The sequence below is a fragment of the Bacillus sp. L75 genome, from assembly GCF_003676355.1.
GTDB lineage: Bacteria > Bacillota > Bacilli > Bacillales > Bacillaceae > Bacillus > Bacillus velezensis.
Genome location: NZ_ML064903.1, coordinates 197,530 through 220,254, shown reverse-complemented (window position 1 = coordinate 220,254; position 22,725 = coordinate 197,530). Strand labels below are relative to the sequence as shown.

Genomic DNA, 22,725 nt, shown 5'->3' with positions numbered 1-22,725 from the left:
GAGGAGTGCTTATGTCACGTGTAACAAAATGGTTGTCATTCGGGTTGATATCACTGCTGGCCGTCTTTATGCTGGCCGCCTGCGGAGGGAAAGAAACGTCCGGAGATTCAAAAGGAACGGGAAAAGACACGTTAGCCTCTATTAAAGACAGAGACAAAATCATCTTCGGCGTCAAAACCGACACGAGGTTATTCGGGCTGAAAAACCCAAGCTCCGGTGATATTGAAGGCTTCGATATTGATATCTCAAAACAGCTCGCAAAAGATATTCTGGGGGATGAGAAGAAAGCGGAATTTAAAGAAGTGACGTCAAAAACGAGAATTCCGATGCTGCAAAACGGCGATATCGATGCTATCACCGCCACGATGACGATAACGGATGAGCGGAAAAAAGAAGTTGATTTCTCAGATGTTTATTTTGAAGCCGGGCAATCCCTGCTCGTCAAAAAAGGAAGCAGCATCAAAAGCACCGAAGACCTGGGAAAAGGCTCAAAAGTATTGGCGGTAAAAGGCTCTACTTCCTCACAAAACATCAGAGAAAAAGCGCCTGACGCCTCAGTGCTGGAATTTGAAAATTACGCCGAAGCGTTCACTGCGCTTAAAGCGGGACAGGGAGATGCGCTCACAACTGATAATGCGATTTTATACGGCATGGCAGATGAAAATAAACAATATCAGCTGACAGGCGAAACCTTCACCGATGAACCTTACGGAATCGCCGTCAAAAAAGGCCAATCCGGACTCATCAAGGAAATCAACGCCTCTTTGAAAAAAATGAAAGCCGACGGCAGGTACGAAAAAATCTATAAAAAATGGATTAAAGAAGAACCGGCAAAATAGAAAGGATCGCGGGATGAGCAGGCATGCTCATCCCCGTTTTATAAGGAGTGACATAGATGAACTTTTCAATTTTAACGGAAAACTTCGATATGTATATGGACGGTTTCCTGCACACATTGCTTGCGAGCTTCATCGCGCTGGCAGGCAGCTTTGCGCTGGGCGTTCTGATCGCAGTCATGAGAATCACGGCTTTCAAACCCCTTCAATGGATCGGCACTGCGTATGTGGAATTTATCCGCAACATCCCGCTTCTCCTCATCACATTCGTTTTTTATTTCGGACTTCCGAACGCCGGGCTGAGACTGGACGGCTTTCAGGCGGGAACGATTGCGCTGACGATATACACGTCGGCCTTTATCGCAGAAGCCATCAGAGCCGGAATTCAGACTGTCTCCAAAGGGCAGATGGAAGCGGCCAGATCGTCAGGCTTCACCTACAGTCAGGCGATGAGATACGTCATTCTTCCTCAGGCCGTAAAAATCGTGATTCCCCCGCTCGGAAACCAATTTCTCAACCTTGTCAAAAACTCATCAATACTCGGAGTGGTGGCGGGACTCGATTTGATGTATCAGGCGGATCTCGTTTCCTCAAGCACTCTTGTCGTGTTTGATGTCTATATTTTCGTCGCGCTTTTTTATTTGATAGTAACGATCCCGCTCAGCATCGGGGTTCACTATTTGGAAAGACGTCTCGGAAAGAGTTATTAGAGAAGGAGAGTGAAAAACATGGATTTTAGCGGCGCCTATACACCTGACCATCTGCTGTTTTTATGGGACGGCTTTTTGGTCACACTTTATGTTGCGCTGATCTCCATTGTCCTGAGTTTTATTTTCGGGCTTGCCGCCGGCACTTTGCGCTATGCGAAAATTCCTATCGTCTCGGGCATTATAGCGGCCATTGTGGAAACCATCCGCAACCTGCCGCTGTTATTAATCATTTTCTTTACGTTTTTTGCCCTTCCGGAAATCGGGATCAAACTGGAAATTACCGCGGCTGCCATCACGGCGCTTACGATTTTTGAATCGGCCATGCTGTCAGAAATCATCAGAAGCGGTTTGCAATCCGTTGACAAAGGGCAGATTGAAGCGGCGCGTTCTTCAGGACTGACGTACACGCAGACTCTTTTTCTCGTCGTCATGCCGCAGGCGCTCAGGCGTATGGTTCCTCCGATTGTGAGCCAGTTTATTTCTTTATTAAAGGATACGTCACTTGCGGTCGTCATCGCTCTGCCCGAACTGATTCATAACGCGCAGATTTTAAACGGACAAAGCGCTGACGGAGGGTACTTTTTCCCGATCTTTCTGCTGGCGGCCCTGATGTATTTCGCGGTCAATTACAGCCTGTCTCTCGCAGCCAGACGGCTGGAAGCGAGACAAACGTAAAAAGGATACTTCCGGAGAAGTATCCTTTTTTCTGCTTAAAACATTTTCATGACTCGTCTTCTCATCCGTTTCATACCTTTTTTATTCAGCATATCGGACTGAGAAGCCATACGATACATAACGGCTCCAGCTCCTAAAGCCAACAGAGAGGTCATTGTTCTGCCCATCGCGCGTATCTCCTTTCAACTTTAAAAATTGATACTGCGTTCGTCTTCAGAAAACAAATCATCAAGACTGCTTAACGTGCCGTCTTCCTCTACTTGATGTGTCGCAATTTTGCCTTTGGCTACCGTCAGCTCAATGAAGCAGCCCCAGCAATAGTATTGGTTTACGCCGATTTTGCCGATATCTTTACTTTTGCAGTTCGGACATACAAGCACAGACTACACCTCTTATCCGTTCAGGACGATGCCTTCTTTCCCCGCTTCAATAAGCGTATCGGCGGCGCGGCGCACTTGGCGTCTGCCAGCCAGATCTGAAAAGAAGCCGTCCGAGAGTTCATATGCTACGATTATGCCCCTGTCCAAACAAAAGTATACATCTTCCAGCAAACCGAACATTTCACCATCAGGCGATTTCACCGGCTGCATCTTAATCTGTTCAAAGGTGAAACAGCTCTTCGGCAAAGGCTGCAAATGAGCATGACCGGCAGCTACGGCTTCTTGATCCATCTCTTTTATATCACTTGCCTCTAAAAAAAGATGGCGGTTATGAAACAGGCGTTTCTGCTCCAGCACGAAACCGAGAAACCGGCCGTCCAGAGAGAAACATACATCCGATATCATCCCGAGACTGCGCCCGGTGTTTTCGTCATATACTGTTCGTCCTTCAGCTGCATGGCATGTTCTCAAAGTGTGATCAACCACCTTTTGTTGAACACGTATAGGTTTTGCCAAGAAGCCGGGCAGCATACTTTGAAATGACTTCCACAGGCGAAAACCCGGCGCTTGTTTATGCTCCGGGTTTTATTTACGCTTTTTCTTCCATAAAGTCAAACGGCGTGATGCCTTCCATTCCGATGTTCGCATCATATACACTGAACGGCAGCTCTTTTTGCAGGGCGGCCAGTTCTGCATCCATCTCTTCAGTCTGCTCTGTGAGCCTGTTTTTAAGCGATGTCTGTCTGACGGTGGCATCATTGTTTTTGACGCCCCATTCAAGCGCTTCTTCTTCTCCGCAAAGAATCAGAAATTTTTTCGCCCTTGTAATGGCGGTATAAAGCAGATTTCTCCTGAGCATTCGATAGTAGCCTTTGACGACAGGCAGGACGACAATCGGGAATTCGCTTCCCTGCGACTTATGAATCGAACAGCAGTACGCGTGGGTAAACTGGCTGAAATCCTTTTTCGTAAAGGTGATTTCGTTGCCGTCAAATGAGACGACGACCATGTCTTCTTTTTCCGTATTTTCTTTGGCATAAAAAATGGATACGATTTCGCCGATATCGCCGTTAAACACATTGTTTTCCGGCTGGTTGACAAGCTGCAATATTTTATCGCCCGTCCTGTAGACGACATCTCCGAATTTCAGCTCCCGCCTTTTTTCTTTCGGCGGATTCATGATGTCTTGAAGAAGCATATTCAGCTCGTTAATTCCCGCTTTTCCCCTGTACATCGGGGCAAGCACTTGAATATCCCTGGAGGTATACCCCTTTTTTAACGCGTTCGAGACGACCTGATCCACGACTTCTTTAATCTGTGAAGAATTACAGCGGATAAATGAGCGGTCCTTTGTCGGCGCGGTCAGCCCCTTTGGAAGCAGTCCTTTTTTCATATCATGCGCAAGTTCCACAATGGATGATCCTTCAGCCTGACGGTAAATATCTGTCAGGCGCACGGTCGGCAGCACCTCAGAAGCCAAAAGGTCTCTGAGCACCTGCCCCGGTCCTACTGAAGGAAGCTGGTCTTCATCACCGACGACAATGAGCTGAATGTGCTTAGGAAGCGCCTTAAACAAATGGCTGGCGAGCCAGATATCGAGCATACTCGCTTCGTCTATAATGATCAGTTTCCCTTCTATCGGCTGATCTTCATTGTAGGTAAAGCCTTCAGCGCCATTCCAGCCGAGCAGCCTGTGTATCGTAACAGCCGGCAGACCCGTAGATTCGCTCATCCGTTTTGCGGCTCTTCCCGTCGGCGCGGCAAGCAGCACCGGGAACGCCTCGTCTTTTTTATAATCACCGGGGTCAAGCGATACTCCGTGCAGTTCACTGTATAATTCCACGATTCCTTTAATAACGGTCGTTTTCCCCGTCCCGGGTCCTCCGGTCAGTAAAAGCATCGGTGAAGACAGCGCTTTTTGAATGGCATCCTTTTGGCTTGGTGCGTATTGAACATTCATCCGTTCTTCCAGTTCACCGAGTGCAAGCAGAAATTCCGATTCAGGAAATTGATCGGCATACTCCGTCTGAGCCGCAATGTCGAGCACGCGTTTTGCGACATTTTGTTCGGCGTAAAACAAGGACGGAAAATAGCAGCGTTCTCCTTCTATGACGATATCCTTACTCTCTCCGAGGGCGATGATGCCGTCAGCCGCATCCATTTCCGTGACGAGGCCGCCTTCAGCTGACTGATTCAGGAGCGTTTGCGTATTGATTATCAGCTGCTTTGTTTCTATGTACGTATGGCCCTCTGAAAGACAGGTCGATTCAATTGTATATAAGATAGCCGCTTTGATCCGCTCCGGGTGGTTTCCTGACAGACCCATTTTTCCGCCCAGCTCGTCAGCTTTCACAAAGCCGATGCCTTCAACGTCTTTTACAAGCTGATAAGGATTTTCCTGAATTTTCTCCAGTGTTTCCGTTTCGTAGGCCTGATATATTTTCATGGATAGCTGGGGCCCGAAACCGTATTGGTTCAGAGAGATCATAATCTGCTCAAGCCCCTGATGCCGCTGCAGCTCTCCGGCAAGCTTATCCGCTTTCTTTTTCGACATTTTCGGCACATCGTAAAGCACCGACGCATCCGTCAGAATTTTATTGAGCGCGCCGTCTCCGAGCTTTTTGACGATTTCTTCCGCCGTTTTTTTTCCGATTCCTTCAAACAGATCACTTGATAAATAGTGAATGATCCCTTCTTTTGTGGTCGGAATTTCTTTTTTAAAGTGCTCAGCCTGAAATTGCAGGCCGAACTTAGGATGCGTGGCGGTTTTTCCGTAAAATGTGTAGGTCTCATCTTCTTGCAGCAGAGGGAAGTAGCCCGTTACGGATACGACCTTGTCTTCGATCGCCTCAGACGTTTCTGCAACCTTGACTTTCAGCACTGTATACAGGTTGGTGTCATTGTGATAAATGACCGTATGAATGACGCCTTTTACATACGGCTGTTCTTCGATGTTCAGCTGATCCACGAGCCTTCCCTCCTTTTGTTATGACTGGGTGATAAGCTGTTTCGCATGAAGCGCAAGCATATGATCAGGCTGTATGCCGATTGCGCCTTCCAGCATCTCAAGCGCCTTTTCACGATTTTCTTTGTACGCGTAAGCGACCCCGGCATTATAAAATGCGTCCGCGTGGCTTGGGTCCTGCTCGATCACCGTCTCAAACTGCGCCAGAGCTTCATCCAGCATTTCTTCGTTTGCGAGGCACATTCCGAACTGGAAGCGTGCTTCCGTGTCATTTTCATTTAATTCAACGGCACGCTGCAAATATGGCAGTGCAAGCTTCGGCTGCTCTAATTTAACGAGAACGGTCCCCAGCATATAAAACAAATCTCCGTTTTCCATTCCGGAGCGAAGCGCTTTTTCAAACATATCCTTCGCTTCGGAAAACGATTCTTTCATCACATATACGTTTCCCGCACCGTAATAAGCGGCTGCCGCCGAATTGTCCAATTCGAGCGCTCTGTTATAGAATGCAAGCGCCCGTTCGAGTTCGTTCACAGAAGAAAGCAGATTTGCGAAGTTGATATACGGCACCGGATCTTGCCCGTTTTCCTCAATCGCTTTCGTAAAAGCCTCCGCCGCTTTTTCAAAATCGCCCTCCTGCATGGCGTCAATCCCGATTTTATTATAATCCATTTTTAACTTCCTTTCGCTAAAAAACCCCAACATGCGAGTTGAGGTTTTTTACATGTTATTATACGTACCACAGTTTTGTTCCGTCTTTATAAACGTCATCTATCGTTCCGCCGCCGAGGCACTCTTCTCCGTCATAAAAAACGACGGCTTGTCCCGGCGTAACGGCGCGTACCTGCCCGTCAAAAATGACTTCCGCTTCATCATCACCCGTCATTTTCACCGTTACTTTGTGATCTTCCTGACGGTAGCGGAATTTCGCCGTGCATGTCATTTCGCCGCCGTCCATCAGACCGGGACGCGTCCAGCTGACATTTGTCGCCGTGATCTTATCAGAATACAGAAGCGGATTATGGAATCCTTGATCAACATACAGAATGTTTTTTTCAAGATCTTTACCGACGGCGAACCACGGCTCGCCGCTTCCGCCGATTCCAAGACCGTGGCGCTGTCCGATTGTATAATACATCAGACCGTCATGACGCCCTTTTACTTCTCCGTCCATTGTCATCATATCGCCCGGCTGAGCGGGGAGATATTGGCTGAGAAACGTTTTGAAGTTGCGTTCGCCGATAAAGCAGATTCCCGTGCTGTCTTTTTTCGCAGCTGTCGCAAGTTCCGCTTCTTTGGCGATTTCCCGCACGCGGCTTTTTTGCAGATCACCGATCGGGAACATGACTTTGCTGAGCTGTTCCTGATTGAGCTGATTCAGAAAATAAGTCTGGTCCTTGTTTTCATCCAGACCGCGGAGCATGCGCACTGTACCTGCGCTTCTGTCCACGCGGGCGTAATGGCCCGTCGCAAGATAATCCGCGCCGAGTGACAGAGCATGATCCAAGAAAGCCTTAAACTTAATTTCTTTATTGCACATGACATCCGGATTGGGGGTTCTTCCGGCTTTATATTCATCAAGGAAATATTGAAATACCTTTTCCCAATATTGCTTCTCAAAATTGACGGCATAATACGGAATTCCGATCTGGTTGCAGACCCGGATGACGTCTTCATAATCTTCCGTCGCCGTGCAAAAACCGTTTTCGTCCGTATCATCCCAGTTTTTCATAAAGATTCCGATTACATCGTAGCCCTGCTCCTTCAGCAGAAGGGCCGCCACGGAAGAGTCCACGCCGCCGGACATGCCGACTACGACTCTTGTATCCTCCGGCCGTTTTTCCATTTGCATTCACTCCATTAAAAACGTAAGTCCGCCGTTTTAAGCAAGCCGTTTAACGACGGCGGCAAGCTTTTCGGCGGCTGTTTCGATTTGTTCCGCCGTATTGCCGAGGCCGAAGCTGAGGCGGATTGACGAAGTCAGCCTGCCGCTCTCACTTCCGAACATGGCCGTAAGCACATGGGACGGAAGAACGGATCCTGCCGTACAAGCAGATCCGCTGGAGACGGCAATGCCTTCCATGTCAAGATTGACCAGCAGCGCTTCCACCGGCACACCGGGAAAGTAAAGGTTTAAAATATGAGGCAGGCATTTCTCGGCATCTCCGTTCACCTCCGCTGTGACGCCGGATTTTTCCAGCGTGCTCATGATAATGTTCTTAAACTCCTTATACTTCGCTGTTTTCTCTTCCCTCTCACGGTTTGAAAGGACGACCGCTTCTTTTAAGCCGGCGATGCCCGGTACATTTTCCGTCCCCGCGCGGCGCTTTCGTTCCTGCTCTCCCCCTAGAAGAATCGGTGACAGCTTCACCTCTTGATTTACATATAAAAAGCCTGTCCCTTTAGGCCCGTTAAGCTTGTGACCGGAAACAGACAGCATGTCAATTCTGCTTTTTTTCACGTCAATCGGCATATAACCGAATGCCTGGACGGCATCTGTGTGAAAATAGGCCTGATGCCCGCTTAACAGCTCTCCGATTTCGTCAATCGGCTGAATGGTACCGACTTCGTTATTGCCATACATGACGGTAACAAGGATTGTATCATCACGGAGCGCTTCTTTCACCTGATTTGCACTGATCCGTCCTGAAGGGCCGGGGATGAGGTATGTCACCTCAAAGCCGTCTTCTTCCAGCTTTTCGCAGGCGTGCAATACAGCATGATGCTCAATAGCGGTCGTAATGATATGCTTTCCTTCATTCTTCCGGGCGGCAGCCGTTCCGAAAATCGCTAAATTATCAGCCTCCGTGCCGCCGCTTGTGAAAATAATTTCCTGTTCTTTCGCACTGATTTCGCGCGCGATGTCCGTTCTCGCTTCATCGACCCATTTCCGGGATTCTCTCCCGAATGAATGAATGCTTGACGGGTTGCCGAAACTGCCGAAGAAATGGGGCTTCATCTCTTCGAGCACACGCTCATCCATCGGGGAAGTCGCGGCGTGATCTAAATAAATCCGTTCCATTGTCTGTACACCTCTGGTTTAAATATAGAACATATAAGCTTCCTGCTCGCCGTCCGTGTAGCTCGCAAGGTCTTCTAACGTCGTGCTGTCCAGCACGTCTTTTACAGCGTCGCGGATGCGGATCCATAACTCCCGCTTGGCAGGCTCTTCATCCTCAAGCACTTCTACCGGGCTGATCGGCCCTTCCAGCACTCTGATAATATCTCCGGCCGTTATCTCTTCAGGCTGGCCCCCGAGCACGTAACCCCCGTAAGCGCCTCTGATGCTTTTTACGAGTCCGGCGTTTCTCAGCGGTGATACAAGCTGTTCCAAGTAATGCTCAGAAAGGCTGTTTGTTTGGGCGATGCTTTTGAGCGACGTCGGACCGTCTCCGTGCTTTTTCGCCAATTCAATCATAATGGTGAGCCCGTATCTTCCCTTTGTCGATATTTTCAATATGAACACCCCAGTCAATTCTAATTGTTAATTTATACAAGTAAATGGATATGAATAATCTGTTTAGTATCTTATAGACCAACTGTTATTATAACATAACTTATCCTAATTTTCATTGAAACACGGGGCCCGCCGCAATTCGCTTTTCTAATCGTCCGTTTTCCGTTACCCTGTATATGTAAGGAGAGATGTTCATGAAACCATTGGCGTATCGGATGCGGCCTGCCAATATCGAAGACATTATCGGCCAGGAACATTTGGTCAAAGAAGATAAAATCATCGGCAGAATGGTGCGTGCAAAGCACTTATCATCCATGATCCTGTACGGACCGCCGGGCATCGGAAAAACGTCCATCGCCACAGCGATCGCAGGATCGACAAGCATCGCATTCAGGAAATTGAATGCCGTCATTCATAATAAAAAAGACATGGAGATTGTCGTACAGGAAGCGAAAATGTCAGGCCAGGTCATTTTAATCCTTGACGAAGTGCACAGGCTTGATAAGGGAAAGCAGGATTTTCTGCTGCCCTATTTAGAAAACGGCATGATTATTTTAATCGGCGCGACGACCGCCAACCCTTATCATGCCATTAACCCGGCCATCAGAAGCCGGACCCAGATATTTGAGCTTGAACCGTTAACACCCGATCTGATCAAGCAGGCATTGGAAAGAGCGCTCACAGATGAACACCGGGGGCTCGGTTCCTACAGCGTTTCGGTGGACGACGACGCGATGGATCATTTCGCGCAAGGGTGCGGAGGAGACGTCCGCTCCGCTTTGAACGCACTTGAGCTTGCCGTACTCTCCACAAAGGAATCAAGCGACGGCACGATCCGGATTACACGGGAGACGGCGGAAGAATGTCTGCAGAAAAAAAGCTATACTCATGATAAAAACGGCGATGCGCATTATGACGTCTTATCTGCCTTCCAAAAATCGATCCGAGGCTCGGACGCAAACGCCGCCCTTCATTATCTGGCCCGTCTGATCGAAGCCGGCGACCTTGAAAGCATATCAAGAAGGCTTCTCGTGATCGCCTATGAAGATATCGGCCTCGCAAGCCCGCAGGCAGGCCCCCGGGTGCTGAGCGCGATTCAGACCGCAGAACGGATCGGCTTTCCGGAAGCGAGAATTCCGCTGGCCAATGCGGTAATCGAATTATGCCTCTCGCCAAAATCAAACTCCGCCATCTCAGCCGTTGATGAGGCGCTCAAAGACATCAGGACGGGTAAAATCGGCGATGTGCCGAAACATTTAAAAGACGCCCACTATAAAGGGGCCCAAGAGCTCGGACGCGGGATCGGATATCAATATCCTCATGATTTCGAGAACGGATGGGTCGAACAGCAATATTTACCTGATCCGTTAAAAAACAAGCAATACTATAAACCGAAACAAACGGGGAAATTTGAAGCCGCCATAAAGCAAGTGTATGAAAAACTGATGAAGCAGAAAAAATAACCGGACAAGGACACCCTATGTGTTCTTGTCTTTTTTGATACCGGCCAAAATCTTTCGTGTAAACGGCGGATTCAAATAAAAAAACAGCCTTTCCTGAAGAAGGCTGTTTTTCTTTTTATTTATCTTTAACCCGTTTAATGTCGATGTCCTTTAAGAGCTCCATAACAACATGTCCGCCCATAATCAGACCGGCCACTGACGGAACCCAGGCGTTGGAAGACGGCGGCATTTGCGCTTTGCGGATTTTCGCTTCATCATTCCCGACTTCTTTTCTGACGTCTTCACGGATGACGATCGGGCTTTCATCAGAAAAAATGACCTGTACGCCTTTTTTAATGCCCTCTTTGCGAAGCCTTGTGCGGACGACTTTGGCAATCGGATCGGTATGGGTTTTTGAAATATCAGCAATCTGAAAGCGTGTCGGGTCTGTTTTATTCGCCGCTCCCATGCTTGAAATCAGCGGAACATTCCGTTTCAGACATTCTTTCATCAGATGAATTTTATAATGAATCGTATCCGACGCGTCAATGACGTAATCGAGCGGATGCTCAAAGAACTGCTCATACGTCTCTTCCGTATAAAACATTTTTAAGGCGACGACATCGCAATCCGGATTAATATCCGCGATCCGCGCTTTCATCAAGTCTGTTTTCGGCTGTCCCACCGTCGACAAGAGCGCATGCAGCTGGCGGTTTACGTTTGTAATGTCAACATCATCTTTATCGACAAGCACGATCCGCCCCACTCCGGACCTCGCCAATGCTTCGGCTGCGAATGAACCGACTCCGCCGACGCCGAGAACGGCCACCGTGCTGTTTTTTAACGTGTCCAGCCCTTCTTTTCCAATCGCTAGCTCATTTCTGGAAAACTGATGTAACAAGAACCTCACTCCACATTCTGGTTTTATAAACTCGGCTTGTCAAAAAGCCGCTGGTTTTAGCGCACAAAAAATAAAGTCCCAATTGTGCCGTTGCAGCTTTCCTTCGTTTTGAACCCGCTCTCAGCAGGTGGGTGCCCTTTTTTAAATCTTGTAAGTCCTCTTAACGAATGAAAAGAGGCATGTACGCCATTTAAAAATACGGGCTCCCAAATCAAAAAAATGTTCGGTCAAAACTAGGTGTACAACTAACACATCAGGACTTTATTTAACTTGTCAAAATCATATCACAGCAGATTTTGATTTTCAAGAAACAAACTGCTGATCTTTACTGTTTCACTTTTCTTTTGACAGAAAGGTGAAGTTCTTCAAGCTGGGCGTCGCTCACTTCGCCGGGCGCTTCCGTAAGAAGGCAGCTTGCGCTTGCCGTTTTCGGGAAAGCGATCGTATCTCTTAAGTTTGTGCGGCCTGCAAGAAGCATAACCAACCGGTCTAAGCCGAGCGCGATTCCGCCGTGCGGAGGGGCGCCGTATTCAAAGGCTTCAAGAAGGTATCCGAACTCCTCCTCCGCTTCTTCTTTTGTAAAGCCGAGAAGCCCGAACATTTTTTCCTGAACGTCTTTTTCAAAAATACGGATTGAGCCTCCGCCGAGTTCATAGCCGTTTAAGACAAGGTCGTAAGCCTGCGCTTTCATATCTTCAGGCGCCGTTTCAATCAGGTCAAGATCTTCACGGACAGGCATTGTAAACGGATGGTGAGCCGCATAGAAACGGCCTTCCTCCTCGTCATGCTCCAGTAACGGCCAGTCCACAACCCACAGGAAGTTGAAGAGGCTTTCGTCAATCAGGCCGCGTTCTTTGCCGAGCTTTAAGCGAAGCGCGCCGAGGGATTGGGCCACAACCTCAAACTTATCAGCGCCGAACAGGAGCAGATCGCCTTCAGAAGCATCAAGCGCTTCAGCCAGTTTTGCCTGCTTCTCTTCATCAAAGAATTTCGCAATCGGGCCTTTTACGCCGTCGGCTTCAACTTTCACCCAGGCGAGACCTTTCGCGCCGTAATTTCCGGCAAAAACGCCGAGCGCATCGATATCTTTTCTGGAATAGTCGCCGGCAGCGCCTTTGACATTGATCGCTTTTACAACGCCGCCGTTTGCCACGGCTGATGAGAACACCTTAAATTCAGTATCTTTCACTATGTCTGACACGTCCGTCAGCAGCATGCCGAAGCGGGTGTCAGGCTTGTCGGAACCGTAGCTGTTCATCGCTTCTTCATATGTCATTCGCGGAAGCGGAAGCGGTACTTCAACACCTTTTGTTTCAAGCATGACTTTCGCCATCATCTCTTCCGCCAGAGCCATGATGTCCTCTTGACTCATAAAGGACATTTCGATATCAATCTGCGTAAATTCCGGCTGGCGGTCGGCACGCAAGTCTTCATCGCGGAAGCAGCGGGCCACTTGATAATACCGTTCAAAGCCCGACACCATCAGAAGCTGTTTAAAAATCTGCGGCGATTGCGGAAGGGCGTAAAATTCCCCTTCATGCACCCGGCTCGGCACTAAGTAATCACGGGCGCCTTCGGGAGAGCTTTTTGTTAAAATCGGTGTTTCAATATCAAGAAATCCGTTTTCATCCAAGAAATGGCGGATGGATTTTGTGACTTGGTGGCGCATTTGCAATGTTTGAAACATCGCCGGGCGGCGCAAATCCAAATAGCGGTGTTTTAACCGGACGTCTTCAGAAACCTCAGCCGCCTGGTCACTGATCGGAAACGGAGGCGTTTTCGCCGTACTGAGCACCGTCACCGCTTCAGCTTTGATTTCAATTTTACCGGTTTTCAGGTTGGGATTCACCGTGCCTTCTTCACGGGCAGAAACCGTGCCTTCGATATCAAGCACATATTCGTTTCTGATTGCTTCCGCTGCGGCAAGGGCTTCCTTCGATACGTCAGGGTTGAACACGACTTGCACAATACCCGAGCGGTCGCGCAAATCAATGAAAATCAAGCCGCCGAGATCGCGCCGCTTCTGCACCCACCCTTTCAGTTTGACGGTTTCGCCAATCGCTTTTTCAGTTATCTCGCCACAATAATATGTTCTTCCAAACATAGCGTTCCTCTCCTTCACTGCTTTTGATCTGCCTTTAACACTTGTATCAGCTCGTCTAACACCACTTCACGCTGCTCTCCTGTTTCCGCATCTTTTACATTGATTTTATTTTGGGCAAGCTCATCTTCCCCTAAAATCGCAATAAAACGTGCGCCGAGACGGTCAGCTGTTTTAAATTGGCCCTTCATCTTTTTATTTTCATAATCGATTTCACTTGAGATGCCCGCTTCTCTCAGTTTGTACACGAGGGAAACGGAATAATCCTTCGCTTTTTCTCCGAGCGTCACGATGTAGCAGTCAATCCCCTGATTGACGGGAAGCTCTGTTTTCTCAGCGTCAATGGCTGCCAGCAGACGTTCGATGCTCATCGCAAATCCGATACCCGGCGCTTCAGGTCCGCCGATCTGTTCAACAAGCCCGTCATAGCGGCCCCCGCCGGCAAGGGTTGTAATCGCTCCGAATCCTTCGGCATTGCTCATAATTTCAAAAGCGGTATGGTTATAATAATCAAGCCCTCTGACAAGGTTCGGATCTATTTCGAACGGGATGCCGAGATCGTTTAAGTATTGTTTTACTTTCTCAAAATAAGCGGCTGATTCTTCATTTAAGTAATCAAGAATGGACGGAGCCGTTTTCATCAGTTCATGCTCTCTGTCTTTCTTGCAGTCAAGAATTCTGAGCGGGTTTGTGTGCAGGCGCGACTGGCAGTCTGAGCAAAACTCTGCGATGCGCGGTTCAAAATGTTTGACGAGCGCTTCCCGGTAGGATTTGCGGCTCTCCTGGTCACCAAGGCTGTTCAGCACAAGCTTGACATGTTTCAAACCGGCTTTACGGTAAATACTCATCGCAAGCGCAATGACTTCTGCATCCACGGCCGGATCTTTGGAGCCGATCGCTTCAATTCCGAATTGATAGAATTGGCGGAAACGCCCCGTCTGCGGACGTTCGTAACGGAACATCGGTCCGACATAATAAAGCTTCGTCGGCTGCACCGGGTTCGCAAATAATTTATTTTCATTGAACGCGCGGACTGCGGCGGCCGTTCCTTCCGGCCGAAGCGTCAGGCTTCTCCCTTTACGGTCTTCAAACGTGTACATTTCTTTCTGCACGATATCTGTAGACTCACCGACGCCTCTTGCGAACAATTCCGTATGTTCGAAGATCGGCGTGCGGATTTCTTTATATTGATAAGTGCGGCACGTCTCCCTCATAATTTGTTCGACGAACTGCCATCTGTCTGATTCACCCGGCAGTATGTCCTGTGTGCCTCTTGGAATGTGATATGCCATGTTACAGGCCTCCTTAATGTCTTTCTTCAAATAAAAAAACTCCCGCTCCTACTATACATGTATAGTAGGGACGAGAGTTATACCCGTGGTGCCACCCTAGTTGGAATGCCGAAGCATCCCCGCTCTGACCTTTAACGCAGGTTCACGTCCGCTGCCTAATGACTTGCAAAAGCGTTCAGCAGGGAACCTCCGGAGTGTTGTTTCGAGAAAGATGCAGTGCGGATCCGCTTTCAGCCCGGGACGGTTCCTCTCTTCTCCATGCATTCTGACCTACTCTTCTCCATTATCGGTTCAAAATCGTTATCATGACTTATGTACATCAATTTCTATTATAATAATGGGATTGCACTCCCCTGTCAAGTTTTATTCCGTCTGTTTTTCCTTGCGACCGCATCTTTCGATAAAAGACCGAACTCCGTCGCCGTCTCTTCAAGAAAACCCGCCTTTTCTCTATCGCTCTGATCACTGAAGTGCAGATTTCCTTCCGCATCGTGCAGCGCGCGTCCCATTTTTGGTTGATATTTCATGATTTGCACACCTTTTCGCTGTATTTATGACTAGTATAAACAAACCATTTTATTTTTATTTAACATTCAGCAAGGAAAATACGATATTATACAAGAATGTATTTTAGTTAGTTCAGAAAGGAGGACAGCCATGAAGAAGAGAACTCTTGCTCTTATTTTATGCGGCGTCATCATCACAGCGCTTCTTCCGTCATTCCACACCGCAATCGCCGCAGAGGGAGAAGCGGTCATCGCGACAGACAAGATCAATGTCAGAGGCGGTCCCGGCCTGAGCTATGGAATTAAGGCTGAAGTAAAAAAAGGGGAAAGATACCCGATCGCTAAAGAAGAGGGAGACTGGGTGCAGCTTCAGCTGAGCCCCGGTAAAACCGGATGGGTCGTTTCCTGGCTGATATCAAAAACAGCCGGAGGAGCAGACCATTCATCCGCAACAAGCGGAACGGTCACTTCCACCGATCCTGACCTCCGCATCAGAAAAGGCCCGGGGACATCATATGAAGTCATCGGCAAACTTCCGCAAGGCGCACATGCATCCGTGCTGGACAAGAACAGCGGATGGGTGAACATTTCTTATCAAGGCACAACCGGATGGGTTTCTTCCGAATACGTCACCGCGGACAGCGGCGGATCGGATACGAAAGCCACTTCCGCCCGAAGCGGGTCAAAAAACGGGACTGTCGGCGTTTCTTCATTGAATGTCAGAAGTGCAGCGTCACATGATTCAGCGATTATGACTAAATTATCACGCGGAACAAAGGTTTCCATCTTAAGTGAAGACCACGGCTGGCTGAAAATTGAAGCAAACGGGCAAAAAGGCTGGGCAGCAAGCCACTACATCATAAAGGATTCTGACTCATCGGACAGCGCATCCGGCTCGGGGGACGGTTCTGCGGGCTCAGGCTCCTCGAAAAAAGCGTATATTGTTTACGGCGGCACCAACTTAAGGAGCTCGGCCTCGACTTCCGCTTCTATCGTAAAAAGAGCAGATAAAGGCGCAGCCTACCCGATTGTCGGCTCAAGCGGCAAATGGTATGAAGTCCGGCTTGAAAACGGACAAACCGCATATGTGGCAAACTGGGTCGTACAAACGTCAAAAAGCGGTGAGGAAACAGGTGAAGCACCTTCTCCCGACACGTCAGGCGGCAGCGGCTCACTTAAAAACAAAACGATCGTCGTTGATCCCGGACACGGAGGAAAAGACAGCGGAACGATCGGCTACTCCGGAAAGTTTGAGAAAAACGTAACCATTAAAACCGCTAAGCTGCTGGCCCAAAAATTGCGGGCGGCCGGTGCAAACGTGTATATCACCAGACAGGATGATACTTTTATCAGCCTGCAGGCTAGGGTTTCAACCTCTCATTACCGGAATGCGGATGCCTTTATCAGCATTCACTATGACAGCTATGCCGATACGTCAACACGGGGAAGCACGGCTTATTATTACAGTCCGTCTAAGGATCGCCAGCTTGCCTCAGACGTCCATTCTGAAGTAGTGAAGCGTTCCCCTATCCCGGATCGCGGCGTTCTGTTTGGCGATTATTACGTCCTGAGGGAAAATAAACGGCCTGCCATGCTGTATGAGCTCGGCTATCTCAGTCAACCGCAAGAAGAAACAATCATACATAGCGGCTCGTATCAGGAAAAAGTGACAGACGGAATTGAAAGCGGATTGGAACATTATTTTCAATCATAAAAAAAAGCTGCCGAACGGCAGCTTTTTTATTGTTTAGAATCCATAATCAATGTAATCGGCCCGGAATTCGTCAGCTGAACATCCATCATGGCTCCGAATATTCCGGTTTCCACTTTGACTCCTTTTTCCCGAAGGAGTTCGTTCCACTTTTCATAAAGGAGCACAGCCTGATCCGGTTTAGCCGCATTCATAAAATTCGGGCGTCTCCCTTTCTTCGTTTCGCCGTAAAGCGTAAACTGTGAAACGGATAAAATCTCCCCGCCCGTATCCAAAAGCGATAAATTCATCTTGCCGCTTTCATCATCAAAAATCCGAAGATTCACGATTTTATCCGCCAAGTAAGCGGCATCTTCTTCTGTATCTTCATGAGTGATGCCGACAAGCGCCATAATGCCGGGTCCGATCCGGCCGGCAACAGCGCCGTCAACCGTCACACTCGCTTCTGTTACACGCTGAACAACTAATTTCATAGCAAGCGCTCCTTTTAGTTCATTACCCGGCGGACTGAATAGATGTCTCTGATCTGCTTAATCCGCTCGACCACTTTATGCAGATGATTGATGTTTTGAATAAAAATCGCCATATGAATCGTAGCGACTTTATTGCGGTCGGATTTGCCGGAGACAGAGGAGATGTTGGTTTTCGTTTCATTTACGGCTTGGAGCACCTCATTTAAAAGTCCGAGACGGTCATATCCCAAAATCTCAATCTCAACGTTATATTCTTTGCGTCTTTGAACCTGTGATTCATGCTCCCATTCAACGGGGATCAGACGTTCCTGCGCTTCATTCGTTTTGACGTTCGGACAGTCATCCCGGTGAACGGATACACCGCGCCCTTTTGTAATAAAACCGACAATATGGTCGCCAGGCACCGGGTTGCAGCATTTCGACAAGCGGACGAGAAGGTTGTCAATGCCTTTTACGCGCACACCCGCTTCCCGTTTTCTCCCTTGCGGATAATGTTTCGGCTCGGAAGTGACTTCCTGAACGATTTTTTCCTGCTCTTCCTGGTCACGCAGCTTCCGTTCTTTTTCGGTGAGCCTGTTGGCCACCTGAAGAGCGGTAATGCCGTTATACCCGACCGCCGCGTACATATCCTCTTCATTTGAGAAATTGAACTTGTCGGCAACTTTTTGAAGATTTTCGAGTGTTAAAACATCTTTCACTTCAAAATCAAGATTTTTAATTTCTTTCTCGACAAGCTCACGGCCTTTTTCGACGTTTTCTTCACGGCGCTGTTTCTTAAAGAATTGGCGGATTTTGTGTTTCGCCTGGGACGTCTGCGCCAGTTTGACCCAGTCTTGACTCGGACCGTATGAATGCTTGGACGTCAGAATCTCGACGATGTCGCCCGTCCGGAGCTTATGGTCAAGCGTCACCATTTTTCCGTTCACTTTCGCCCCGATTGTTTTGTTGCCGATCTCCGAGTGGATCCTGTAGGAAAAATCAATCGGCACAGAGCCTGACGGCAGTTCAATGACATCGCCTTTTGGCGTAAATACGTATACCATGTCAGAAAACAGATCGATTTTCAGCGATTCCATAAATTCTTCCGCATCGGTAGACTCGTTTTGGAATTCCAGAATTTCACGGAACCAGGACAGTTTTTTCTCAAATGTCGCTTCTTCGTTTGCAGCCTTGCCTTCTTTATATGCCCAGTGTGCGGCCACCCCGTATTCAGCGATCTCATGCATCTCAAATGTTCTGATCTGCACTTCCAGCGGATCGCCTTTAGGCCCGATTACGGTCGTATGCAGGGACTGATACATATTCGGCTTAGGCATCGCAATATAATCTTTGAATCTGCCCGGCATCGGCTTCCAGCACGTATGAATAATGCCGAGGACGGCGTAGCAGTCTTTAATGCTTCCGACAAGAATACGGACGGCGAGCAGATCATATATTTCATTGAACTGTTTATTTTGCAGCGCCATCTTGCGGTAAATGCTGTAGATGTGCTTCGGACGTCCTGAAAAGTCCGCTTTGATATTCACTTCTTCGACGCGTTTTTTCACTTCATTGACAACCTCTTCGACATAAAGTTCGCGTTCCGCGCGCTTTTTCTTCATGAGGTTGACGATTCTGTAATATTGCTGAGGATTCAAATAACGGAGAGCGGTGTCTTCCAGCTCCCATTTGATTTTAGAAATCCCGAGCCGATGGGCCAGCGGAGCGAAAATTTCCAGCGTCTCATTTGAAATTCTCCGCTGCTTTTCCTGCGGAAGATGCTTTAACGTCCGCATATTGTGAAGGCGATCCGCCAGCTTGATCAATATGACTCTGATATCCTGAGCCATAGCGACAAACATTTTTCGATGGTTTTCCGCCTGCTGCTCCTCTTGAGATTTATACTTAATTTTACCGAGCTTCGTCACGCCGTCGACAAGCATCGCCACTTCTTCAGAAAATGCTTCCTTCAGGTCGTCGAGGGTGACATCCGTGTCCTCTACCACGTCATGCAGAAATCCGCCCGCAATTGTGGAAGGGTCCATTTCCAGATCGACGAGAATGCCCGCCACCTGAATCGGATGAATGATGTACGGCTCACCTGATTTGCGGTACTGTTCGCGATGCGCGTTTTGCGCATACAGGTAAGCTTTCTCAACAAACGCAATCTGCTCCTCCGGCAGATAAGTGCGCGCTTTATCTATTACTTGCTCGGCAGTCAATACTTGTTCGTTCGCCATGGAATCACCTTTTTTAAATGTAAACTGTATTAGTTTATTATCAAGAAAAAAACGAGAGATGTAAAGGGCAGAAGTTCAAAACACCTAAAGAATCTGTCAGGATGATGAAATAATAGGAAAAAAGCACCCTGACACGAGTGCTTTTTTCCATATGCGGTTAATATTTCATTAATGTTAAAATATCGTAATCGTCAAGCTTGTCTCTGCCGTCAAGGTAAGACAGCTCGATTAAGAACGCAATACCGGCTACGACGCCGCCCAGTTCTTCGACCAGCTTAATCGTTGCTTCGATCGTGCCGCCTGTTGCAAGCAAGTCATCAGTAATCAGCACGCGCTGTCCCGGCAGAATCGCATCTTTATGAATCGTCAGTACGTCTTTTCCGTACTCCAAACCGTAATCGACTTTAATGACCTCACGCGGAAGTTTTCCTTCTTTCCGAACCGGCGCAAAGCCCACTCCGAGAGCGTATGCAACCGGACAGCCGATAATAAAGCCGCGCGCTTCAGGCCCGACAACTAAATCAATTTCTTTTTCTTTTGCATATTCAACAATTTGGTCAGTGGCGTAACGATATACGTCGCCTTTGTCCATCAATGTCGTAATATCTTTAAATTGTACGCCTTCTTTCGGGTAATCGGGCACAATTGTTACGTATTTTTTAAGATCCATCTGTTCTATGTCCTCCTCGTACTTTCATAAGCTTCTGAACCTTGGTTCATCAGCTTATTCAGCCATTCCTTCAGCTCATGGGCTGCGGAATAATTGAGCTTCTGGTCTAATTCCATCAGCTGCTGTTTTACCTGATAGGTTTGCGAATCTGCCAGGTCGCGTTTTTTCGCGCCGCTCACGACAGACAGCACACCATCTTCTATTTTAACAAAACCGAGATCAAAAAACACCTTTGTCATGAAATTGATTGTGTCAATTGACCATCCTCTGTGTCTCGCAAGCTCTGAACCATGCTTGCCGAAGTCAAAAGCGCCCCTTTTCAAGAGAAATGCGTAAAACCACTTGAAATCATTCCGCGATGGAAATGAGGACAGGAAATGTTCTTCATGATTGATAAAAACAAAATAAATCCGTTCCGGCTTCTTTCCGTCAAGCAAATGCTGCAGGCGATCCGCTGACGGCGGCACATCCAGAAAAACGGCATATTTTCCGTCAAGCTGGAGAGCTTCCGCCTCGGATTCCGATGTGATCCCGGCCAGCTCGCCTGACAGCTCTTTTGCACGGAGCTTCTGAGCGGTTTTTTCGTTAAAGCTGATGAGCACCCGTTTTTCCTTCGGCAGCGCGGTGACCGTGTCTTCCCACGTCCGCTTGCCCCTGATATCAAAAAGCTGCCATTCCGGCACCGCAGCGTCTTTAATCATCAGCTGGGGCTTCTTTCTGTTGTTCCATTCATTAATGGACATCTCGCCGACAATGGAAATCGTTGATCCGGGGACAATTCCGGCTTCAAGCTCTCCTTTGTTAAAGCCGACGCAGTCAAGGACGGCGGAATCACTTTTCACCGTCATTTTCACGTGGTTTTTATTCGCTCCGATCAGGCGCACATCATCAAGTACGGCATTTTTCACCATCACATGCGGTTTAGGGTTAAGCATGCCGAACGGCGACAGCATATTTAATTCTGTAATGCTTTCAACGGTTATGTCTTCAACGCCGCACACAAGATCAACCTCCTGAACGGGAATAAAATCCTCTTCCGTAAGGGTTTCTTTAGCCATTTGATTCAGCCTGTCCCTTAATTCCGCCACATCTTCAGCCTTCAACGTCATTCCTGCCGCCATCGGATGCCCGCCGAAATGAGGAAGAATGTCTCTGCACTGTGAAAGGCTCGTAAACAGGTTGAAGCCTCTGATGCTTCGCGCCGACCCTTTAGCGATTCCCTGCTCCTCATCTATCCCAAGCACAACAGCGGGACGGTAAAAACGTTCAGCCAGCTTCGATGCGACAATACCGACGACTCCCGGATTCCAGCCGGCTTTTGCCACTACAATGGCAGACGGGTTTCCGCCTTGCTGCTGAACCATTTCAACAGCCTCTTCGGTCATGGTTTTCACCATTTTCTGCCGCTCTTTATTCAGCCGGTCAATATCCGAAGCCAGTTCCTCCGCTTCAAACTGATCTTCGGTCATCAGCAGATGGACGGCGGGATCGGCCTGTTCTATTCTTCCGACTGCATTGAGCCTCGGCGCGACCTGAAATCCGATCGTTTCCTCATCAGCTTGTCCGATATCTCCGCCGGAAAGCTTAATCAGGGCTTTGAGGCCCGGCCGATTTGTCGTCCGAAGCCTTTCGATTCCGAGTGACGCAATTAATCTGTTTTCATCATGAAGAGGCACCAGATCTGCAACCGTACCGATTGCCGCCAAGTCCAGCATAGCTTCCGGCAAAGAACCCGTAAGCGCGTGGGCAAGCTTAAACGCCACACCGACGCCGGCCAATTCTTTAAACGGATAGCCGCATCCCGGCTGCTTCGGGTGGATGATCGCAAATACGTCAGGAAGCTCGGGTCCCGGCTCATGGTGGTCGGTAATAATGACGTCTAAGCCCAGCTCTTTTGCGACTTCAGCTTCATGGACGGCGGCGATTCCCGTATCCACTGTAATGATCAGCGAAAATCCCCGCTCTTTTATGGAGCGAAAAGCTTGTTCATTCGGGCCGTAGCCTTCTGTGAAACGGTCGGGAATATAAAAGTCAACGTCCGCCGACAGCTGTCTGAGTGCCGTCAGCATCACTGACGTGCTTGTAACGCCGTCTGCATCGTAATCTCCGTAAATCATAATCGGTTCCCCTTGAGAAACCGCCAGTTTTATCCGATCAACTGCTTCCCGCATTCCCTTTAATTCATACGGGTCATAAAAGTCTGCATCCTTTGTATGTAAAAACAGCCTTGCGCTTTCGGCAGTATCAAAACCTCTTTTTACAAGCAGTGATGCCACAAGAGGTGTTATGTCCAATTGTTCTGTGAGTGATTTGACTTTTTCCTGATCCGGCTGCTGGATTTCCCAGCGCATTTTTGACGCTAACATAAATTCACCCCTCAACCACCC

21 protein-coding genes, 1 other RNA gene and 1 other annotated feature are annotated in these 22,725 nt (G+C 48.4%); of the genes, 5 read left to right on the top strand and 17 right to left on the bottom strand.

The features are described from left to right. The first annotated feature begins 11 nt into the window (after nucleotides 1-11). Genes D5S11_RS07260 through D5S11_RS07250 form a run of 3 tightly spaced genes read left to right on the top strand, consistent with a single transcriptional unit; the run spans nucleotide 12 to nucleotide 2,221 of the window. Complete coding sequence (locus D5S11_RS07260; RefSeq protein WP_007408208.1) at nucleotides 12-839, top strand: transporter substrate-binding domain-containing protein; 828 nt, start codon at nucleotides 12-14, stop codon at nucleotides 837-839. Between the two features lie 56 nt (nucleotides 840-895). Continuing rightward, nucleotides 896-1,546 carry an amino acid ABC transporter permease gene (locus tag D5S11_RS07255; RefSeq protein ID WP_007408207.1) on the top strand — a complete coding sequence of 217 codons (651 nt, stop codon included), beginning with the start codon at nucleotides 896-898 and terminating at the stop codon, nucleotides 1,544-1,546. Nucleotides 1,547-1,564: 18 nt separating this feature from the next. Next, nucleotides 1,565-2,221, top strand: a complete 657-nt coding sequence (locus D5S11_RS07250; protein WP_015417903.1) for an amino acid ABC transporter permease — start codon at nucleotides 1,565-1,567, stop codon at nucleotides 2,219-2,221. A gap of 35 nt (nucleotides 2,222-2,256) precedes the next feature. Here D5S11_RS07250 and D5S11_RS07245 read toward each other — a convergent pair whose 3' ends face one another. From D5S11_RS07245 to cymR, 8 genes are all read right to left on the bottom strand, one after another. Continuing rightward, the gene (locus D5S11_RS07245; RefSeq protein WP_003152741.1) at nucleotides 2,257-2,388 is read right to left on the bottom strand and encodes a YrzQ family protein; all 132 of its coding nucleotides are present in this window, start codon (nucleotides 2,386-2,388) and stop codon (nucleotides 2,257-2,259) included. Between the two features lie 21 nt (nucleotides 2,389-2,409). After that, nucleotides 2,410-2,601, bottom strand: coding sequence for a hypothetical protein (locus tag D5S11_RS07240; protein ID WP_003152738.1), 192 nt, complete (start codon nucleotides 2,599-2,601; stop codon nucleotides 2,410-2,412). Between the two features lie 12 nt (nucleotides 2,602-2,613). Beyond that, on the bottom strand, nucleotides 2,614-3,072 hold the full coding sequence (locus D5S11_RS07235) for a PRC-barrel domain-containing protein (protein ID WP_007408205.1): 459 nt from the start codon (nucleotides 3,070-3,072) through the stop codon (nucleotides 2,614-2,616). Between the two features lie 118 nt (nucleotides 3,073-3,190). Next, nucleotides 3,191-5,569, bottom strand: coding sequence for an SF1B family DNA helicase RecD2 (gene recD2 / locus D5S11_RS07230; RefSeq protein WP_042635385.1), 2,379 nt, complete (start codon nucleotides 5,567-5,569; stop codon nucleotides 3,191-3,193). 18 nt (nucleotides 5,570-5,587) lie between these two features. Next, a complete protein-coding gene (locus tag D5S11_RS07225; protein ID WP_095532179.1) occupies nucleotides 5,588-6,208 on the bottom strand; it encodes a tetratricopeptide repeat protein in 621 nt (206 codons plus the stop codon). An 88-nt stretch (nucleotides 6,209-6,296) separates the two neighbouring features. Next, nucleotides 6,297-7,412: a tRNA 2-thiouridine(34) synthase MnmA gene (mnmA, locus tag D5S11_RS07220; RefSeq protein WP_012118077.1), complete on the bottom strand. Its 1,116-nt coding sequence runs from the start codon at nucleotides 7,410-7,412 to the stop codon at nucleotides 6,297-6,299. Nucleotides 7,413-7,448: 36 nt separating this feature from the next. Beyond that, entirely contained in the window at nucleotides 7,449-8,588 is a 1,140-nt protein-coding gene (locus tag D5S11_RS07215; RefSeq protein ID WP_047935987.1) for a cysteine desulfurase family protein, read from the bottom strand. An 18-nt stretch (nucleotides 8,589-8,606) separates the two neighbouring features. Further along, the gene (cymR, locus tag D5S11_RS07210) at nucleotides 8,607-9,023 is read right to left on the bottom strand and encodes a cysteine metabolism transcriptional regulator CymR (RefSeq protein ID WP_003152730.1); all 417 of its coding nucleotides are present in this window, start codon (nucleotides 9,021-9,023) and stop codon (nucleotides 8,607-8,609) included. Nucleotides 9,024-9,217: 194 nt separating this feature from the next. Here cymR and D5S11_RS07205 point away from each other — a divergent pair, with 194 nt between their 5' ends. Continuing rightward, the gene (locus tag D5S11_RS07205; RefSeq protein WP_015240288.1) at nucleotides 9,218-10,486 is read left to right on the top strand and encodes a replication-associated recombination protein A; all 1,269 of its coding nucleotides are present in this window, start codon (nucleotides 9,218-9,220) and stop codon (nucleotides 10,484-10,486) included. A 115-nt stretch (nucleotides 10,487-10,601) separates the two neighbouring features. Here the strand turns inward: D5S11_RS07205 and D5S11_RS07200 are convergent, their stop codons facing one another. From D5S11_RS07200 to D5S11_RS19835, 5 genes are all read right to left on the bottom strand, one after another. Continuing rightward, nucleotides 10,602-11,366: a tRNA threonylcarbamoyladenosine dehydratase gene (locus tag D5S11_RS07200; protein WP_015240289.1), complete on the bottom strand. Its 765-nt coding sequence runs from the start codon at nucleotides 11,364-11,366 to the stop codon at nucleotides 10,602-10,604. Nucleotides 11,367-11,437: 71 nt separating this feature from the next. Next, nucleotides 11,438-11,629: non-coding RNA, 6S RNA (gene ssrS / locus D5S11_RS07195), on the bottom strand. 62 nt (nucleotides 11,630-11,691) lie between these two features. Next, nucleotides 11,692-13,470, bottom strand: coding sequence for an aspartate--tRNA ligase (aspS, locus tag D5S11_RS07190; protein WP_020956140.1), 1,779 nt, complete (start codon nucleotides 13,468-13,470; stop codon nucleotides 11,692-11,694). Between the two features lie 14 nt (nucleotides 13,471-13,484). Continuing rightward, nucleotides 13,485-14,759: a histidine--tRNA ligase gene (hisS, locus tag D5S11_RS07185; protein ID WP_007408198.1), complete on the bottom strand. Its 1,275-nt coding sequence runs from the start codon at nucleotides 14,757-14,759 to the stop codon at nucleotides 13,485-13,487. A 63-nt stretch (nucleotides 14,760-14,822) separates the two neighbouring features. Beyond that, nucleotides 14,823-15,055: a binding site (T-box leader), on the bottom strand. Between the two features lie 60 nt (nucleotides 15,056-15,115). Continuing rightward, nucleotides 15,116-15,286, bottom strand: a complete 171-nt coding sequence (locus tag D5S11_RS19835; protein WP_020956141.1) for a YrzK family protein — start codon at nucleotides 15,284-15,286, stop codon at nucleotides 15,116-15,118. Nucleotides 15,287-15,416: 130 nt separating this feature from the next. Here D5S11_RS19835 and D5S11_RS07180 point away from each other — a divergent pair, with 130 nt between their 5' ends. Next, the gene (locus D5S11_RS07180) at nucleotides 15,417-16,979 is read left to right on the top strand and encodes an N-acetylmuramoyl-L-alanine amidase family protein (RefSeq protein ID WP_015240291.1); all 1,563 of its coding nucleotides are present in this window, start codon (nucleotides 15,417-15,419) and stop codon (nucleotides 16,977-16,979) included. A 26-nt stretch (nucleotides 16,980-17,005) separates the two neighbouring features. On the opposite strand, the gene dtd is transcribed toward D5S11_RS07180, so the two are convergent. The 4 genes from dtd to recJ form a co-directional block, all read right to left on the bottom strand. Beyond that, the gene (gene dtd / locus D5S11_RS07175) at nucleotides 17,006-17,449 is read right to left on the bottom strand and encodes a D-aminoacyl-tRNA deacylase (RefSeq protein WP_007408194.1); all 444 of its coding nucleotides are present in this window, start codon (nucleotides 17,447-17,449) and stop codon (nucleotides 17,006-17,008) included. 14 nt (nucleotides 17,450-17,463) lie between these two features. Next, nucleotides 17,464-19,668, bottom strand: coding sequence for a GTP diphosphokinase (gene relA / locus D5S11_RS07170; RefSeq protein ID WP_003152716.1), 2,205 nt, complete (start codon nucleotides 19,666-19,668; stop codon nucleotides 17,464-17,466). Nucleotides 19,669-19,825: 157 nt separating this feature from the next. Further along, nucleotides 19,826-20,338 carry an adenine phosphoribosyltransferase gene (locus D5S11_RS07165; RefSeq protein WP_003152714.1) on the bottom strand — a complete coding sequence of 171 codons (513 nt, stop codon included), beginning with the start codon at nucleotides 20,336-20,338 and terminating at the stop codon, nucleotides 19,826-19,828. Between the two features lie 5 nt (nucleotides 20,339-20,343). After that, entirely contained in the window at nucleotides 20,344-22,704 is a 2,361-nt protein-coding gene (recJ, locus tag D5S11_RS07160; RefSeq protein WP_108724801.1) for a single-stranded-DNA-specific exonuclease RecJ, read from the bottom strand. Nucleotides 22,705-22,725: the final 21 nt, after the last annotated feature.

Excerpts from the sequence above, each read along its gene's own strand:
- D5S11_RS07180 (WP_015240291.1), top strand. The coding sequence starts at position 15,417 with ATGAAGAAGAGAACTCTTGCTCTTATTTTATGCGGCGTCATCATCACA.
- D5S11_RS07205 (WP_015240288.1), top strand. The coding sequence starts at position 9,218 with ATGAAACCATTGGCGTATCGGATGCGGCCTGCCAATATCGAAGACATT.
- D5S11_RS19835 (WP_020956141.1), bottom strand. The coding sequence starts at position 15,286 with ATGAAATATCAACCAAAAATGGGACGCGCGCTGCACGATGCGGAAGGA.
- D5S11_RS07260 (WP_007408208.1), top strand. The coding sequence starts at position 12 with ATGTCACGTGTAACAAAATGGTTGTCATTCGGGTTGATATCACTGCTG.
- aspS (WP_020956140.1), bottom strand. The coding sequence starts at position 13,470 with ATGTTTGGAAGAACATATTATTGTGGCGAGATAACTGAAAAAGCGATT.
- D5S11_RS07225 (WP_095532179.1), bottom strand. The coding sequence starts at position 6,208 with ATGCAGGAGGGCGATTTTGAAAAAGCGGCGGAGGCTTTTACGAAAGCG.
- dtd (WP_007408194.1), bottom strand. The coding sequence starts at position 17,449 with ATGAAATTAGTTGTTCAGCGTGTAACAGAAGCGAGTGTGACGGTTGAC.
- relA (WP_003152716.1), bottom strand. The coding sequence starts at position 19,668 with ATGGCGAACGAACAAGTATTGACTGCCGAGCAAGTAATAGATAAAGCG.
- mnmA (WP_012118077.1), bottom strand. The coding sequence starts at position 7,412 with ATGGAAAAACGGCCGGAGGATACAAGAGTCGTAGTCGGCATGTCCGGC.
- recJ (WP_108724801.1), bottom strand. The coding sequence starts at position 22,704 with ATGTTAGCGTCAAAAATGCGCTGGGAAATCCAGCAGCCGGATCAGGAA.
- D5S11_RS07255 (WP_007408207.1), top strand. The coding sequence starts at position 896 with ATGAACTTTTCAATTTTAACGGAAAACTTCGATATGTATATGGACGGT.
- hisS (WP_007408198.1), bottom strand. The coding sequence starts at position 14,759 with ATGGCATATCACATTCCAAGAGGCACACAGGACATACTGCCGGGTGAA.
- D5S11_RS07245 (WP_003152741.1), bottom strand. The coding sequence starts at position 2,388 with ATGGGCAGAACAATGACCTCTCTGTTGGCTTTAGGAGCTGGAGCCGTT.
- D5S11_RS07165 (WP_003152714.1), bottom strand. The coding sequence starts at position 20,338 with ATGGATCTTAAAAAATACGTAACAATTGTGCCCGATTACCCGAAAGAA.
- D5S11_RS07215 (WP_047935987.1), bottom strand. The coding sequence starts at position 8,588 with ATGGAACGGATTTATTTAGATCACGCCGCGACTTCCCCGATGGATGAG.
- D5S11_RS07250 (WP_015417903.1), top strand. The coding sequence starts at position 1,565 with ATGGATTTTAGCGGCGCCTATACACCTGACCATCTGCTGTTTTTATGG.